General features: G+C 75.4%; 11 protein-coding genes and 1 riboswitch. Of the genes, 1 reads left to right on the forward strand and 10 read right to left on the reverse strand.

Features of this window, described 5'->3' with window-relative positions; translation table 11 throughout:
• From metE to ACWDD9_RS32215, 8 genes are all read right to left on the reverse strand, one after another.
• A partial coding sequence (gene metE / locus ACWDD9_RS32180; protein ID WP_449813525.1) for a 5-methyltetrahydropteroyltriglutamate--homocysteine S-methyltransferase occupies nucleotides 1-2124 on the reverse strand: 2124 nt, incomplete at its 3' end.
• A gap of 181 nt (nucleotides 2125-2305) precedes the next feature.
• Nucleotides 2306-2509, reverse strand: a riboswitch (cobalamin riboswitch).
• A 99-nt stretch (nucleotides 2510-2608) separates the two neighbouring features.
• A complete protein-coding gene (locus ACWDD9_RS32185; RefSeq protein ID WP_375877393.1) occupies nucleotides 2609-2926 on the reverse strand; it encodes a hypothetical protein in 318 nt (105 codons plus the stop codon).
• An 18-nt stretch (nucleotides 2927-2944) separates the two neighbouring features.
• Nucleotides 2945-3829, reverse strand: a complete 885-nt coding sequence (locus tag ACWDD9_RS32190) for an ECF transporter S component (RefSeq protein WP_375877392.1) — start codon at nucleotides 3827-3829, stop codon at nucleotides 2945-2947.
• Nucleotides 3826-5469, reverse strand: coding sequence for an ABC transporter ATP-binding protein (locus ACWDD9_RS32195; protein ID WP_449813526.1), 1644 nt, complete (start codon nucleotides 5467-5469; stop codon nucleotides 3826-3828). The genes ACWDD9_RS32190 and ACWDD9_RS32195 overlap by 4 nt, the downstream gene beginning before the upstream one ends.
• The gene (locus ACWDD9_RS32200; protein ID WP_449813527.1) at nucleotides 5466-6704 is read right to left on the reverse strand and encodes a CbiQ family ECF transporter T component; all 1239 of its coding nucleotides are present in this window, start codon (nucleotides 6702-6704) and stop codon (nucleotides 5466-5468) included. The genes ACWDD9_RS32195 and ACWDD9_RS32200 overlap by 4 nt, the downstream gene beginning before the upstream one ends.
• Before the next feature lie 4 nt (nucleotides 6705-6708).
• Nucleotides 6709-7815 (reverse strand): hypothetical protein, encoded by a 1107-nt coding sequence (locus ACWDD9_RS32205; RefSeq protein ID WP_449813528.1) that lies wholly within the window; start codon nucleotides 7813-7815, stop codon nucleotides 6709-6711.
• Nucleotides 7812-9650 carry a hypothetical protein gene (locus ACWDD9_RS32210; RefSeq protein ID WP_449813529.1) on the reverse strand — a complete coding sequence of 613 codons (1839 nt, stop codon included), beginning with the start codon at nucleotides 9648-9650 and terminating at the stop codon, nucleotides 7812-7814. Before ACWDD9_RS32210 ends, ACWDD9_RS32205 begins: the two co-directional genes overlap by 4 nt.
• 462 nt (nucleotides 9651-10112) lie before the next feature.
• Nucleotides 10113-13556, reverse strand: a complete 3444-nt coding sequence (locus ACWDD9_RS32215) for a protein kinase domain-containing protein (protein ID WP_449813530.1) — start codon at nucleotides 13554-13556, stop codon at nucleotides 10113-10115.
• Nucleotides 13557-13839: 283 nt separating this feature from the next.
• On the opposite strand from ACWDD9_RS32215, the gene ACWDD9_RS32220 reads away from it, so the two are divergent.
• A complete protein-coding gene (locus ACWDD9_RS32220) occupies nucleotides 13840-14028 on the forward strand; it encodes a hypothetical protein (RefSeq protein WP_375877386.1) in 189 nt (62 codons plus the stop codon).
• Nucleotides 14029-14094: 66 nt separating this feature from the next.
• Here the strand turns inward: ACWDD9_RS32220 and ACWDD9_RS32225 are convergent, their stop codons facing one another.
• Together ACWDD9_RS32225 and ACWDD9_RS32230 are read right to left on the reverse strand one after the other, a co-directional pair.
• Nucleotides 14095-14574 carry a hypothetical protein gene (locus ACWDD9_RS32225; protein ID WP_049653340.1) on the reverse strand — a complete coding sequence of 160 codons (480 nt, stop codon included), beginning with the start codon at nucleotides 14572-14574 and terminating at the stop codon, nucleotides 14095-14097.
• 29 nt (nucleotides 14575-14603) lie between these two features.
• Complete coding sequence (locus ACWDD9_RS32230) at nucleotides 14604-15695, reverse strand: prenyltransferase/squalene oxidase repeat-containing protein (RefSeq protein ID WP_375877609.1); 1092 nt, start codon at nucleotides 15693-15695, stop codon at nucleotides 14604-14606.
• Nucleotides 15696-15739: the final 44 nt, after the last annotated feature.

Here is a 15739-nt window from a genome sequence, read left to right on the forward strand (position 1 = left end):
CACGGACGCGGCAATGACATGACAGCCACACCCGGCATCCCTGGGTGCCCTGATCTTACGAATGACCAGAACGATCCCACGAAGAAAGGTATGGATGACGTCGGCGTCGAGGTCGTCGATCGCCGTCATGATGGCGCCGAACTCGGCGTAGCACATGTGGGTGTGGATCTGGGTGTCGGCGCGGACGCCGGAGGTGGCGAGGCGGAAGGCCTCGGTGGCCCAGTCCAGGTAGGCCGGGCGGGCGGCGGCCCGCAGCGGGAGGGTCTCGCGCAGGGCCGGCTCGTCGACCTGGACGACGGCGGCGCCCCCGGCCTCGAGGTCGACGACCTCGTCGCGCAGGGCGAGGGCGACCTGGCGGGCGGTGTCGGCGAGCGGCTGGTCGTCGCGGACGAAGGACCAGGCGAGCATGGTGACCGGGCCGGTGAGCATGCCCTTCACGGGGCGGTCGGTCAGGCCCTGCGCGTAGCGGAACCAGTCGACGGTCATCGGGTGCGGCCGGGAGATGTCCCCGGCGAGGACCGGCGGGCGCACGTACCGGGTGCCGTAGGACTGCACCCAGCCGTGCCGGGTGGCCAGGTAGCCGGTGAGCTGCTCGGCGAAGTACTGGACCATGTCGTTGCGCTCGGGCTCGCCGTGCACCAGGACGTCCAGTCCGGCCTTCTCCTGGTACGCGATGACCTCGCGGACCTCGGCCTCCATCCGCTCCCGGTACGTGGCGCCGTCGATCCGACCGGCCGTCAGGTCGGCCCGGGCGACGCGCAGTTCGGTGGTCTGCGGGAAGGAGCCGATGGTGGTGGTCGGCAGCAGCGGCAGGCCGAGCCGGGCGCGCTGGGCCTCGGCCCGCTGCGGGTAGGCCTGGGCGCGGCGGGCGTCCGCGTCGGTGACGGCGGCGATCCGGGCGCGCACCGCCGGGTCGCGGGTGATCGGCGAGCCCGCGCGGGAGGCCAGGTCGGCCCGGTTGGCCGCGAGGTCGGCGGCGATCGCGCCGGTGCCCTCGCGCAGGCCGCGGGCGAGCAGCGCCGCCTCGGTGGCCTTCTGCTTGGCGAAGGCCAGCCAGCGGGCGATCTGCGGGTCGATGTCGCGTTCGAGGGTGGCGTCGATCGGCACGTGCAGCAGGGAGCAGGACGGCGCGACGTCGACGGTGTCGGCGAGGCCCAGCAGGGTCGCCAGGGTCGTGAGGGACTTCTCCAGGTCGTTGATCCAGATGTTGCGCCCGTCGATCACCCCCGCCACCAGTCGCTTGCCGGGCAGGCCGCCGGCGGCGGCGAGGTCCTCCAGGTTGGCGGCGGCCGGCCCGGTGAAGTCCAGTGCCAGGCCCTCGATCGGGGCCTTCGCCAGGACCGGCAGGGCGTCGCCGAGCCGGTCGAAGTAGCTGGCGACCAGCAGCTTGGGCCGGTCGGTGAGGGCGCCCAGCTCGCGGTAGGCGCGGGCGGCGGCGTTGAGCTCGGCCGGGGTGCGGTCCTGGACCAGCGCGGGCTCGTCCAGCTGCACCCAGTCGGCGCCGGCGGCGCGCAACCCGGCCAGCAGCTCCGCGTAGACGGGCAGCAGCCGGTCCAGCAGGGTGATCGGCTGGAAGTCGGCGGCCACCCCGGGCGCCGGCTTGGCGAGCAGCAGGTAGGTGACCGGCCCGACCAGCACCGGCCGGGCCGCGTGGCCGAGCAGCAGCGCCTCGCGCAGCTCGCCCACCGCCTTGGCCGGGTTCGCCGTGAACACCGTGTCCGGCCCCAACTCCGGCACCAGGTAATGGTAGTTGGTGTCGAACCACTTGGTCATCTCCAGCGGGGCGACGTCCTGGTTGCCGCGCGCCATGGCGAAGTACCCGTCCAGCGGGTCGGCTTCGACGGCGGCCCGGTGCCGGGGCGGGATCGCGCCGACGGCGACGGTGGTGTCCAGCACGTGGTCGTAGAGCGAGAAGTCACCGGTCGGGACCTCTTCGACGCCGGAGTCGGCGAGCTGCTGCCAGTTCCCCCGGCGCAGGTCGGCGGCGGTCGCCAGCAACACCTCGGCGGTGACCGAGCCCTTCCAGTAGCCCTCGATGGCCTTCTTGAGCTCCCGGCCCCGGCCCTGGCGGGGGTAGCCGTACGCGGTGGCGACGCTCGCCGCGGCTGCGGACTTCGTGGTCAAGGGACTCTCCTTCGCGAGTCTGTTCTCCTCAGGTACCCGGAGACGGCACGAGGGCGCGAAGGGATGACGTACCCGGCGGCGGCCGTCACGGGAACGTACGGGCCTGGTCCGCCTGGTATGGTCGCCGACCCGCCCACGAGGTCACCGGATAGCCGCGCGCGGGTCGTCCGCGGGCGGGCAGTGGCAGGTCTTCGGACTCGCGGGCGCGTCCGTCCCGTGAAGGGCGGACACCTACTGGCCGTCGCTTCCCAGACCCGTCCCGGGTCCAGTGCGTATGACGGCGGTCGTTCCCACTCACCGCTGCGGGGCAGTCCCGGACTGGCCAGTCGAAAGGCGTCACCGGGTTCCCTCTTGCGACGCCCTGCCTGGCGGACAGGGCGAACCAGCTGCACCGTCAGCTTAGGGGCAAAACACCGGGCCCGGCGCGGGAATCTCGGAACCCGTCCGGATGGTGGGACGCCACCACGGCTCGCGGGGCCGGTGGTCAGGTCCGCGTCGGGGTGTCCGGCGTGCCGGGCAGGGCGGCGCGGATGTCCGCGAGCAGTCCGGTCAGGCCGCGTCCCGGCCCCAGCCGGGCGTCCAGTCGCGCGCGCTGGTCGGCGGGGATGCCCGCCAGTAGCCGTTCGGCTTCGCCCAGCAGCCGCCGTCCCCGCTGGAGGTCTGACCTCATCCTGGCGACCTGCGCCTGCGCCCCGCCCAGCTGGCGGCGGGCGGATTCCAGTGCGGCGTGCTGTTCCGGGGTCAGGACGACGACGACGACCCCGTCCAGCGTCATCGTCCGGTGCTTCGCGGGCTTGGGCACGATGGTCGGCCTTTCGGTTCAGGGGTGCGCCGGGCCGGTGGGCCGCGCGGCGGTCGGCGGCCCCGCCGTGGTGTCCGGGCCGGGCGTGGCGTCCTGGCCGGATGGGGCGTGCGGGCCGGGCGGGGCCTCGAAGCGCACCGTGGGCTCGAAGTTGGCGCGGCGGGCCGCGCGGCGGAAGACGGTGAGGACGGCCGGCCCGACGACGAGCACGGCGGTGAAGGTGGTGACGGCGCGGCCGGTGTCCCAGCCGAGCGAGGTGGCCAGGTCGAACAGCAGGTAGCGGTGCCACTGCTCGGTGAAGGGCAGGCCCGGCAGGTAGGCGATCGAGCTGTTCGGGTCGGTGGAGAACGGCCAGAAGGAGAGGTTCAGCAGGAAGCCGAAGAGGTAGCCGGAGAACGCCCCGTACCCGGCCAGCAGCGGCACCTCCCAGCGCCGCCCGGCCCCCGGCAGCAGTCCGGCGAGCATGCCGACGAAGGCGCAGCCGAACATCTGGTACGGCATCCAGGGGCCGACGCCGCCGGTGAGCAGCGCGGAGGCGAACAGCGAGGTGCAGCCGAGGGTGAAGCCGAAGCCGGGGCCGAAGACCCGGCCGGCCAGCACCAGGATGAAGAAGACCGTCTCCACTCCGGCGGTCCCGGCGCCGAGCGGGCGGAGTCCGGCGTTGACGGCGGACAGGACGCCGAGCATGGCGAGGGCCTTGGCGTCGATGCCGCCCGCGGAGATCTCCGCGACGACGACGGCGAGCACCAGGACCAGCAGGGCGCCGAAGATCAGCGGCGGGGCGTAGTTGGAGCCGAACCGCCCGGGCGCGACGACGAACGGCCAGGTGAAGGCCACCAGCCCGATGAAGGCGGCCAGGGCGACGACGACGCGGGCCCGGCCGGGGATCCGGACGGCGGTCACCGGGCGGCCTCCACCGCTTCCACGGCCGCCGCGACCTGACGTGCCGTCAGGTAGCCGAGCGGGGCGAGGATCTTGGCGGTCTGCGGGGCGAAGGTGGGCGAGGCGACGATGACCTCGGCGGTGGGCCCGTCGGCGACGATCTCGCCCTCGGCCATCACCACGACGCGGTCGGCGGCGGAGGCGACGAACTCGACGTCGTGGGTGGAGACGACGACCGTACGGCCTTCGGCGGCGAGGGCGTCCACGATGCCGGTGAGCGCCTCCTTCGCCTGGTAGTCGAGCCCCCGGGTGGGTTCGTCCAGCAGCACGACCCTTGGTGCGGCGGCGAGTTGGATCGCCAGGACGAGGGCCAGCTTCTGCCCCTCGGAGAGGTCCCGGGGGTGGGTGCCGTCCGGGATCCCGGGAGCCAGGCGGTCGAGGACCTGCCGTGCGGTCGGCCCGCCGACGCCGTCGGCTTCGAGGTCGCTCTGGGCGAGTTCCTGGGCGACCGTCTCCAGGTACAGCAGGTCGGTGGGGGTCTGCGGGACGAGCCCGACCAGCTGCCGGGCCCGGGCCGCGGGCAGCCGCTTGGGGTCCGCGGCCGGGCCGCCCCCGGCGCCGGTGACCTTCACGCTACCGCCCTGGCGGGGCCCGGAGCCCTGGAGCGCCCACAGGAGCGAGGACTTGCCGGAGCCGTTGCGGCCCATCAGCGCCGTGACCTCGCCCGCCCGCAGCTCCAGCCGGACGTCCCGGACGGCGGCCACCGGCCCGTACCGGACGACGACCCCCGTCGCCTCCAGCACCGGTTCCCCCGCCACCGCTGCCCGGCGCGGCGGGGGAACCGGCAGGTCCGTGAGCCGCTCCCGCAGCGGCGCGGCGGCCCGGCGGGCGTCCCGGACGGACAGCGGCAGCGGCCGCCAGCCGGCCAGTCGGCCGAGGTCGACGACGGGCGGCGCGATCGCGGTGTCCCGGAAGACCTCGGCCGGGGGGCCGTGCACGACCGTCCCGTCGCCGGGCAGGTAGGCGACCCGGTCGGCGTACTGGACGACCCGCTCCAGGCGGTGCTCGGCCAACAGGACGGTCACGCCGAGGTCGTGGACCAGCCGGGTGATCGCGGCCAGCACCTCCTCGGCGGCGGTCGGGTCGAGCGCGGAGGTCGGCTCGTCCAGCACCAGGACGCGCGGATGCGCGGTGAGCACCGAGCCGATGGCGACGCGCTGCTGCTGGCCGCCGGAGAGCTCGTACAGGGCCCGGTGGCGCAGGTCGGCCAGGCCGAGCAGGTCCAGGGTCTCCTCGACGCGCTTGCGCATGGTCTCCGACGGGATCGCCAACTGCTCCATGACGTACGCCAGTTCCTCCTCCACCGTGTCGGTGGTGAAGCCGGCCAGCGGGTCCTGCCCGACCACGCCGACCACGTCGGCGAGTTCGCGCGGCGGGTGGTGGGCGGTGTCGCGGCCGTCCACGGTGACCCGACCGCGCAGGGTGCCGCCGGTGAAGTGCGGCACCAGGCCGTTGACGGCGCCGAGCAGGGTCGACTTGCCGACACCGGTGCGGCCGACCACCAGGCAGAGCTCGCCCTCCGGGATGTGCAGGTCGACGTCGCGCAGGACGGGCGTGCTCTCGCCGTCGTACACCACGCCGACCCGGTCGAATCGGATCACGTGCTCACCTCGGAGGTCGTGCGGTCGGTGCGGTCGGTGGGGGCGGCGTCGGGACGTGCGGCCGGGCGCGGCCCCGGCCCGGCGGCGGGTCCGGGCGTCCGGCCGGGCGGCGGCGAGACGATACCGGCCGCCCCCGCCAGCAGCAGGGCGAGCACCGGGACGAGCGGCAGAGGCGGCCAAGTCAGCGGGTACAGCGACGGGTTGAGGTCGGTGGCGTCGTAGCCGACGGTGGCGAACAGCAGCACGGCGGCGGTCACCCCGCAGCCGGCCACGCCCCACTCGGCGGCCCGCCAGCGGTCCGGCCGGTAGGTGGTGCGCCGCACCCGCCGCCCGCCGAGCAGCAGGCCCGCCACGCAGAGCACGGCGCCCGCGAGGAAGGCGGGCAGGCCGAGCGCGGCCGGGGCCGTCCCGTCCAGCAGCCCGTACACCCCGGCGCACAGGCCGCACATGCCGAGCAGCATCAGCGCGCCGGTCAGCCGGCGGGAGCGGCGCGAGGCGGTGCCGGAACGCCCGTAGCCGCGCGAGTCCATCGCGGCCGCGAGGCTGAGCGAACGCTCCAGCGCGTCCTCCAGGACCGGCACCACGATGCTGCGCAGAGCACGGACGCCCTTGCGCCGCCCGGCACGCAACCGCCGTGCCCGGGCGACGCGTTGGACGCTCTGCACCAGCTGGGGCGCGACGCTGAGCGACACCGTCACGGCGACGCCCAGCTCGTACAGGGCCCCCGGCAGCACCCGCAGCGCCCGCTTGGGGTTCGCCAGGGTGTTCGCGGCGCCGATGCAGCAGATCAGGCAGGCCAGCCGCAGCCCGTCGAAGGCCGCCGAGAGCGTGGCCTCCAGCGAGACCGGCCCGCCGATCTCGATGCCCGCGTACCAGGCGGGGGTGGGGATGTGCGGCAGGGAGAAGAGCAGGTGGTCGTGCGGGGTGACACCGGTGGCGAAGACGCACCGGAAGACCACCCGGATCGCCACCACCGTCAGGGCCAGCCACAGGTAGTAGGCGAACCCGCGCGCCCACGGCGCCTCGCTGCGGCGGGCGGTGACCACGAAGCCGAGCACGGCGAGGACGAGCAGGAGCAGCAGCGGGTTGGTGGTGCGGCTGGCCGCCGTCGCCAGGGCCAGCGCCCAGGCCCACCAGGCCAGCGGGTGGAGGTTGCGCGGGATGCGCCGGCCCCCCGCGGCCCGCCCGGGGGCGCGCTGCGGGGAGCCGGACTCGCGCTTGTCGAGCGTGCCCACCGGATCACTCGGCCCGTCGGCGGCGGCGCCGGGCGGCCACCACCGTGGCCACGCCCAGCGCCACGACGAGGACCGAGCCGAGCACGGCGGGGACCATCGACCCGGAGTCGTGCGGGGCGTCGGCCACCGGGTTGGCGTCCACCACCCCGCCGGGCACGGCTGCCGCGGACGTCGGGCCGGCCTCGGCCGCGGCCGTCTGCGGTGTCGACTGGTCGCTCGGGGCGTCGGTCGGCGGGGCGGTGGACGGCTCGGCCGGCACCGGCGTGGGGTCGGGCGCGCCCGGCGGGGTGCCGCCGTCCCCGGGGGTGGCGGCGGGGTCCGTCCCCGGGGTCGCGGCGGACGCGGGCGGACGGGCTCCGCCCGCCGGGGGCTTGGTGGGAGCCGGGGCCCGTCCGGTCCCGGCGCCGCCGGTCGTGCCGGTGGATCCGCCGGAGCCGCTGCCGCCGACCGTCCCGGCACCACCACCCGTCGACCCGTTGCCGGAACCGCCCGAGCTGCCGCCGGACCCGCCCGCGGTGCCCTGGCCCGGGTCGGCCGGCTGCCCGCCGGGACTCGAGTTGTGGGCCCGGACGCTGTCCGGCGAGAAAGTCGGACGCCCTTCGGTGCCCTCGATGTTGGTGCCGCCGAAGATCCACAGGTCGACGCTGCCGGGCTTCGGCTGGTAGAGCATCGCGCCGAGCTGGCTGTAGGACCACTCGTTCTGGCCCGGATCGGCGTGCCAGTACGACCAGTACGCGGTGGCCGGGGGTGTCAGGACGCACTTCTCCTGCTCCGGCGTCGGGTACTGCTTGCCGCCCTGGAAGCCGCTGTAGCCGATCCGGCAGATGAAGGCCGGGCCGTCGTGGCCGGTGCCGGTGGTCTTCCAGCCGCCCTGGTTGAGCAGGGTGAACCCGGTGGTGGGCGTGGTTCCGCAGGAGCGCAGCAGCGGGCCGCCCCACTTGCCGAAGTCCACGGCGAGTACGGCACCGGAGGTGGTGGTGCACTGCTCGATCGGCAACGGGGTCGCGGCGGCCGGGGCGGTGCCCGCGGCGACGCCGCCGAAGGCGAGCGCGAAGGTCAGCGACGCCGCCCCGGACAGCCGGGCGAGGCGCGTGCCGAGCCCCCGGCTCACCGGTGACGCCCCGGGGCGGCCGCGGTGCGACGACGGGCGACGAGGACGGCCCCGGCGCCGAGCGCGGTCAGCGCGCCGGCTCCCGCCGTCAGCGCCAGTGCCTGGCTTCCGGTACTGGCCAGGCCGCCTGAACCGGTCCGCACCGGTACGCCCCCGGCCTCGGCGGCACCGCCGGACGACGGGGCGTCGGTGGCCGGGGCCGCCGCGGTCGTCGTGGGTGTCCCCGTCGGTGTCGCGGTCGGCGTCCCGGTGGGAGTAGGCGTCGGCGTGCCCGCGAGGTCGCGGGACAGCGTCCCGAAGGAGATGCCGGTGGCACCGCCCAGCACCTGCGTGGACGCGCGGACGTCCGAACCCCGCTGCCCGGCGGCCGCGACGTTGAACCCGCCGTCGCCGTTCTGCTGCCCAGCGAGGAAGTCGAGCGCCTTGGCGATCTGTCCACCGTAGGCGGCCTGGCGCAGCGTCATGCCCTGGACGGCCAGCGCGGCCGAGTTGGTGGAGTCGCCGGACGCGCCGGGGAAGCCGCCGTCGGGCAGCTGCCGCGCGGCGAGCCAGCCGAGCCCCTGGTCGACCGCCCGGGCGGCCTCGTCCCCGGGGACGAGGGCGAGGGCCATGACGGCCATCGCCGTGCTGTCCACGTCGGAGTCGCCGGTGGCGGGGATCAGGCTCGGCCAGGAGCCGTCCGGGTGCTGGAGGCCCTTCAGGTAGGCGATCGCGGGGGCGACGCTGGTGGACTCCCCAGCCCGGAGCTGGGCCATGACGGCGAGCGCCTGGGAGAAGACGGAGGTGGCGTAGGCGTAGTTGCCCGGGGCTGCGCAGCCGGTGGTCGCGTCGGCCTTGGCGCACACCAGCGCGGCGAGGGCGGCGATCAGGTCGTGGCCGCCGAAGTCCCGCGGGTTGCGGCCGACGACCTCGGCGAGCAGCGCCTCCTTGCCGATGGACCCGCCGCCGGCGTACTCGGTGCCGATCGCGGTCCAGTCGTTGACGGTGCGCTCGCTCGCGTCCTTGCCCTGCTGGTCGAGGAAGTCGACGATCCGGCGCAGCGCGGCGTCGTCGGTGCCGGTCGCGGCGAGGGCGTAGGCCCCGTCGATGGTCAGGCCGAAGTCGGCGAAGGCCGGGAAGCCCTCGTAGTAGTGGCCGTCGATCAGGCGGGACGGGTCGGTGAGGTAGGCGCTCCCCTTGGCCGCGTCGGGTTTCCTCCCCGCGGGCGCGCTCAGGGCCACCGCGGGCGAGGGCGACGCCGACGGGGAGGCGGAGGGCGAGGGGCCGCCGTTCCTGGCGCGGACGGAGTCCGGGGTGAAGTTCGGCGCCCCGCTGGTGCCGCCGATGTCCGTGCCGCCGTAGACCCAGGCCTCGACCTCGCCGGGCTCGGGCTTCTGCGTGCCGGCCCCGAACCGGCTGTAGGACCAGGCCTGTTGGCCGGGTTCGGCGATCCAGTACGACCAGTACGCGGTGGCCTGCGGGGTGTTGACGCACGGCTCCTCGGCCGGTGTCGGGTACTGGGCGCCGCCGTTGAAGGTCCCGGTCCCGAGCCGGCAGATGAAGGCCGGTCCGTCGTGCTCGGTGCCGGTCGTGGTGAAGCCGGCGTTGTGCAGCAGGTTCATGCCCGTCGTGGGGTGGGCGTCGCAGCCCCGGACGACGCCGCCGCCCCAGTGGGTGAAGTCGACGGCGACGATCGCGCCCGTCGTCGCCGTGCACTGCTCGATCGGGTCGGCCGAGGCGGTACCCGGGTACCCGAGCAGGACCGTGCCGCAGGCGGCGACGGCGACGGTGCCGGCGACCACCAGCGAGGCGAGGTCCCGGTTCCTGTGACGTGTGCGATTGCTGCTGACCCTCACGACGACTCCCTGGTCGGTCGACACGCGAGGCGACGGCGCAGCCGACGGTCGCCCGCGGGCACGGGGGCCGTCGAAACCGCGTCGTAGTCCGCGACGACGCAAGTGCTCTGTGAACAGACCCCCGGTCCAGGCATTCCGGCTCACCCACCTCAGGTGGGTCCACGGTTGCGGGTCAGCGCCGGAGTTGGACCGGCTTCCCCTGAATGCCGAGGGCAAAAAATCGGTTCATCAGACCACGCTGACCGACGGGCAGTCAACGGGGCGTCAGGTCGATCACATCACCTCGTCGGGCGACAGACCTGTGCGGTCGCGTCCGCGGTGGCCGAGCGGGGGAACCCGGTGCGAACCCGGTGCGAACCCGGGGCTGACGCGCAGCGGTGTGGGGCGGTGACCGTACCGTCCCGAGCCCGAATGCCCGCCCGGCCACTGCGGAACTGAGCTGGTGTCCCGGCCGGCCGATCGTCACTGCCCGGCGGACAGCTCCCAGTCCAGCGCCCACGCCCGCACCGAGCCGTCCGCACAGCCGAAGAGCAGCAGGCTGTCGTCCGCGGTGGCGGTGAGACTCCACACCTGGCCGCCACCCCCTTCCAGCTCGCGCAGGCAGCGGCCGGTGTCGGCGTCCCAGATCCGCACGGTGCCGAGCCGGTGGCCTGTATAGGCGAACCGGCCGCCGGCGGAGAGGTGAAGGACCGACAGCTCATCCGGCCCGGTACCGGCGTCCCACGGCAGGACCTCGAAGTCGAAGGCGCGGAGGAATTGCCCGGTGCCGGCGTCCCACAGCCGCAGCGAGCGGTCGCCGTACACGCTGCCGGACAGCAGCCGGTGGCCGTCTGCGTCGAACGAGAGCCAGCCGCACGCCGGATGACTCAGCGCCAGCGGCGGAGCGCCGAGCCGGGCGTGCAGCTGGATCTCGCCGAACAGCGCCACGCTCGCTGCCCGGGTGCCATCCGCGCTCATCGCGGCGGCGGTGGTCGGCCGCTCGCCGTCGCCGGTGAGCACCCGCACGCAGCGGCCGCTGTCCAGGTCCCACAGCCGCAGCGCGCCGTCCCGGCCGATCACCAGGGCCTGCCGGGCATCGGCGGTGAACAGGACCGAGTTCCCGAGCATGCCCTCCTCACCGCTCTCGGCACGGCCGTCGGGCCCACGGGCGTCGACCCGGCCGAGCGGTCGGCCGCCGGGCAGCTCCCAGCTCTGCAGCACCGCGTCCCCGCCGGCCACCGCACGCAGGCCGTCGGCGCTCAGGCCGACCGATCCGACCCGGGGCTTGTCGAGCGCGCGCAGCGGGGTGCCGTCGGTCGGATTCCACAGCCCGACCCGGCGGTCACCGCCGATCGCCGCGGTACGCCCGTCCGCCGACACGGCGAGCGAGGACACGTGGCCCTGCCCGCCGAGGGTGTGCACCGGCCACGCCCCGCGCAGCCCGGTACGGCGGACGGATCTCCCCAGCCGCCGCCACGCGGCCAGCACCTCCGGCGCACGCTCATAGCCGGGCGTCGAGCGGGCCCGGGTGAGCAGGTCGAGCGCGGCGGCGTGCTGCCGAGACCCGAGCGCCTGCTCGGCCTCGGCGAGCAGGGCCCCGACCTGCCCGCCGGCCCGCTCGATCTCCTGGTGGCGGCGAGGCCGACTGAGCTGCATGCTCGCCCGGAACCGGCGCTCCGGGGTGATCCGCCACCAGCGCGCGGTGTTGTCCTGCCCGGCGGACACCGCCCAGTCGGCGTCCCCGCCCATCATCACGGCGGCGACCGGCTGGCTGTGTTCGCGGAAGGTGCGCACGCAGCGGTACAGGGCCAGGTCCCAGAGCCGCACCGCGCCGTCCTCGCCGCCGGTGACGGCGTACCGGGAGTCGCCGCTCAGCACCAGCGAGCGGACCTCGCCGATCGGCGAGGTCACGGTGCGCACCGCGCGGCCGCTGCGCAGGTCCCACAGCCGGATCGTCAGGCCGGGCGAGGCGGTCGCCGCGGTGCGGCCCTCGGGCTCCAGCCAGATCGCGGTGGGACCGCGGCCCGGCATCGTCATCGTCTGCCGCAGCTCTCCGGTGTTCAGGTCCCACAGCTGGAGGGTGCCGCGCGCGTGGCTGCTGACCAGGGCGAGACCGCCGTCGTGGCTCAGTTCGACCCGGTGGGAGTCCTCGGCCCGGTCCGTGACGGGTCCGAGCCGCAACCGCTGCCGGCCGCTCGGGAAGTCCCAGACCAGCAGCCGTCCCTCCACCACGGCGACGGCGGTCCGCGCCCGGTTGTCGATCCGCAGGGCCTGCACCCGGAACAGCTCGCGGCGGCCGGGCGGGGTGAAGGCCAGCAGGCAGCGCTCGCGCGCCAGGTCCCAGAACCGGACCTCGTTGTCCGGGCCGACCGAGACCGCGTACCGGCCGTCGGAGACGTCGAGGCTGCTCACCCAGGACTCCAGGCCGCCGACGGTGCGCAGCAGCTCGCCGCGCCGCAGGTCCCACAGCTTCAGCCCGCGGTCCTTGTCGCCGTGGCCGCCGTAGCCGGTGACCGCGTACCGCCCGTCGGGGGTGATCCGGGCGGCGAGCCGCGCGGGGCCGTCGAACAGCTGGTACCAGCGGGCGGTGAAGGCCGGGGCCGCCCGGTTGTCGGGGGCGCTTGAGAGGTCGAGACGTTCCACGGCGGCGCGCCGCTCGGGGTCGTCGCCGCACTCCGCGGTGATCCCGGCGAGCAGCTCGCGGGCGGCCTCCAGGTCGCCGCGTTCCAGGTGGACCTCGGTCAGCCGGTGGCGGGACTGCCAGGAGTCGCCGTGCACGAGCCGCAGCTGCTCCAGGTCGGCGACCAGGGTGTCGTCAGTGGTCTCGCCGCGCCGCCAGCGCAGCAGGCCGCCGTTGTAGGCGGCGTCCAGGTGGCGCGGGTCCGCTTCCAGAGCGTCGGCGAAGGCGCGCTGCGCGCCGGGGATGTCCTCGAGGTCGAAGAGCGACAGGCCGCGGTTGTTCAGCTCGTCGGCGCGCAGCCCGACCGCGCTCGGCACCGGGCGCGCGTACCGGGTCCCGGTGGCCCGGTGGTAGTGCTCGGCGAGCTCGGCGGCGACCTCGGCCATCGAGGCGGGTCGCTGGGCGGGGTCGTGGCGCAGGCAGCGCTCCAGCAGCTCGGCGACGCCGGGCGGGATCGGCGGGCGGCCGTCGCGGCCTCGGGTCCCGCGGAAGGCCGCGAGGGTCTCGCTCGCGAGTGGTCCGACGTACCAGGCCACGCCGCCGGTGAACATCTCCAGCACCGAGACGGCGAAGCTGTACAGGTCGCTTCGCCGGCCGAGCTGCCGCTGCCCGTACTGCTCGGGCGAGGCGTACACCCTGGTCATCCCGCCCGCGGCGACCAGGACGGTGGCGTCGGCGCCGGGCCGATCGCCTGCGCCGCCGGGCCACGCGGCGAGCTGCCCGGCCCGGGCCAGGCCGAAGTCGGTGATCCGGGCGGTACCGTCCCGGTCCAGCAGGATGTTGCCCGGTTTCACGTCCTGGTGGACCACGCCCTGCTGGTGGGCGTGGTCCAGCCCCCGGGCGGCCTGGACCGCCAGGTCCAGGATCCGGGCGAGGGCTTGTTCCGGGCCGCCCGCGTACAGCCGGCCACTGTGGATCAACTCGCTCAGGCTGCCGCCGTCCAGGTACTCGGCGAACACCCGGGGCGTCCCGCCGATCTCCCGTACATAGTGGCAGGCGCAGACGTGCGGGTGCAGGCCGAGGCCGACCCAGGTCTGCGCCTCGGCGACGAACAGCTCCCGCTCCCGCGCGGACCGGAACAGTTCCGGCCGGGGGGACTTCACCGCCAGGTCGGTCCCCCACCCCAGGTGCCAGACCCGGTACACCAGGCCCATCCCGCCGGCCTCGTGCACCTGGTCGACCCGGTACAGCCCCTCGATCACATCGCCGACCTTCCAGGCCGACGCCGCCCCATTCCGATCGCTCATACCGACGAGTATGCGATCTGACGCCGTGTCATGACAGGCCGCCCCGGGGCCGCCTGGGCCTTCGTCGTGATGTCGGGTCAACCGCGCACGCCGAGTGCGAAGCCGTACCCGCGGGGCCAGGCCGGCACGCCGAGAGGTCGGTCCGCGGGGCCGGCGGCGGAAGTGGACCACCACGTCGGCGTGATCTGGATGCCGACGGCCGGCCCGGCCGGGACGAGAACACCGAAACCCATGACGATGGACCGGATCCTCAGGGAGGACCGCGAGTGGGCGCGGCCGTCGAATGACAGTACGTTCGACGGGCGTCGGCGGGCTGTTCACCGCGACGCGCGTGCCCGACGGCGACGACCCCGCGTGGCTGACCACCGCGGGCACCATGGTCGACACCCTGTTGTTCACGGCCGCCGCGGTGGCAACCGTACGGCTGGTCGGACACCTCGACCGGCGGCGCCGAGCGTCCCGCGGCGCCTGAGCCCCTGGCACCGGCGCCCCGGCCCCTTCCGGAGAAGGGGCCGGGGCGCCGGTGGCCCTCCGCCTGTCAGGGCGCGGTGGTGCCCGGCTGTGCGCCGGCGCCGAAGGACCAGCCCTCGACGTCGCCGGGGGCCGGGTCGTAGCTGCCCGCGCCCAGGGTGCTGTACGACCAGGGGCCGCCGTGCTGGGCGTGCCAGTACGACCAGTAGGCGCTGCCGGTCGGGTTGGTGCAGGTCGTCGGCAGGGCGTTGATGGTGCAGACGAAGCCCGGGTAGCGCGGGTGGAAGGCGTACGAGAATCCGGCGCCGGTGAGCGCGGCCAGGCCGCTGGCCGGGTCGCCGGGCGCGCAGCCGGTCTGGATGCCGCCGCCGACGGCGGTGAAGTCGACCACGACGGTGACGCCGGTGGTGCCGCCGCAGGCGGCCGCCCGCGCCTGCGGCGCCTGGACGGCGCAGACGCCGAGCAGTCCGGCGGTGAGGGCCGCCGCGGCGGCGATCGACCCGAGCGTACGGCGGGCCGGGCGGACCGGGGTGGGGGTGTCGCTCATCGGTGAACTCCTCGCGGTGTCAGCGTGGTTCAGCGCGTGGCCGGCGCCGGCGGGCAGGCCTGGGTCGGGGCGTCGGGGGCGGCCCCGGAGGCGGAGAGCGTGGACAGCGGGGTGCCCGCGAGGCCGAGGACGGCCTGCGCCGTGGCCCGGGCGCCGGTGCCCGCGTTGAAGCCGGTCGCGTCGTAGGCGACGGCGCCGCGGACCGCCGGGTCGGCGGAGCAGCCCTGCTGGAGCTTCACCAGCCGGCCCCAGGCCTTGAGGCCGGGGCCGAGGCGTCCGCCGGAGAGCAGCGCCTGGGTGGCCAGGCCGGTGCTGTTGGCGTTGGAGGCGGTCGCCCCGGCGGCCGCGAAGCCGCCGTCGGCGTTCTGGTGGGCGGTGAGCCAGCCCAGGCCCGTGTTCGCCTTGGCGGCGCGCCCGGTGGCGGCGAGGGCCTGGACGGCGAGCGCGGTGGCGTCGGCGTCGCTGGTGCAGGCGGCCTGGCCGAAGGAGAGCGGGAAGCCGCCGTCCGCGCACTGGCTGTTCGCCAGGAAGTCCACGGCCGCCGCCGGGGCGCCACCGGGCGTGCGGTGCAGGGCGATCACGGCGAGGGACTGGCCGAAGGTGTTGCTGTAGTCGCCCCACTGGGAGCGGTCGGAGAACCGGCCCTCGGCGGTCTGCAGCGACCGCAGGCGGGCCGGCAGGTCGACGCCGCCGAAGGCCGTCGGGTCCCCGCCGCGGACCTCGACGGCGAGCAGCAGCTTGGCGGTCGCGCCCGCGTAGGCCTCGGTGGTGCCGTCGCCGAGGTAGCCGCCGATGATCTCGGGCTTCGCCAGCCAGGCGGTGGCCTTCGCGGCGGCCTCGTCGGAGCCGCGCGAGGCGGCGAAGGCCAGTACGGCGTCGATGGTGAGGCCCTGGTCGGGGTAGGCGGTCCCGTTGAAGACGGACTCGAAGTGGTCGCCGTCGACGAGTTGGCGGGCCAGCCAGCCGCCCGCGGCGGCGTCGGGACGGACCGTCGGGGACGAGGTCGCGGCGGCGGTCGCGTTCACGGGCGCGGCGTGGGCGGCGGTGACCGCCGGGAGTGCGGTGGCGAGCGCCACGGCGGGTATCGCGAGCAGACCGAGGGTGCGGCGGAGCGTGGGCATGGTGGCCTTTCCGGGCCCGCGCGCAGGGGCCCGGAGGGCGGCGG

Source organism: Kitasatospora sp. NPDC001119 (genome assembly GCF_053598475.1).

Bases quoted from the DNA above. Each gene is read 5' to 3' on its own strand.
- ACWDD9_RS32215 (WP_449813530.1), bottom strand. From the start codon at position 13,556: ATGAGCGATCGGAATGGGGCGGCGTCGGCCTGGAAGGTCGGCGATGTG.
- ACWDD9_RS32220 (WP_375877386.1), top strand. From the start codon at position 13,840: ATGACAGTACGTTCGACGGGCGTCGGCGGGCTGTTCACCGCGACGCGC.
- ACWDD9_RS32225 (WP_049653340.1), bottom strand. From the start codon at position 14,574: ATGAGCGACACCCCCACCCCGGTCCGCCCGGCCCGCCGTACGCTCGGG.
- ACWDD9_RS32230 (WP_375877609.1), bottom strand. From the start codon at position 15,695: ATGCCCACGCTCCGCCGCACCCTCGGTCTGCTCGCGATACCCGCCGTG.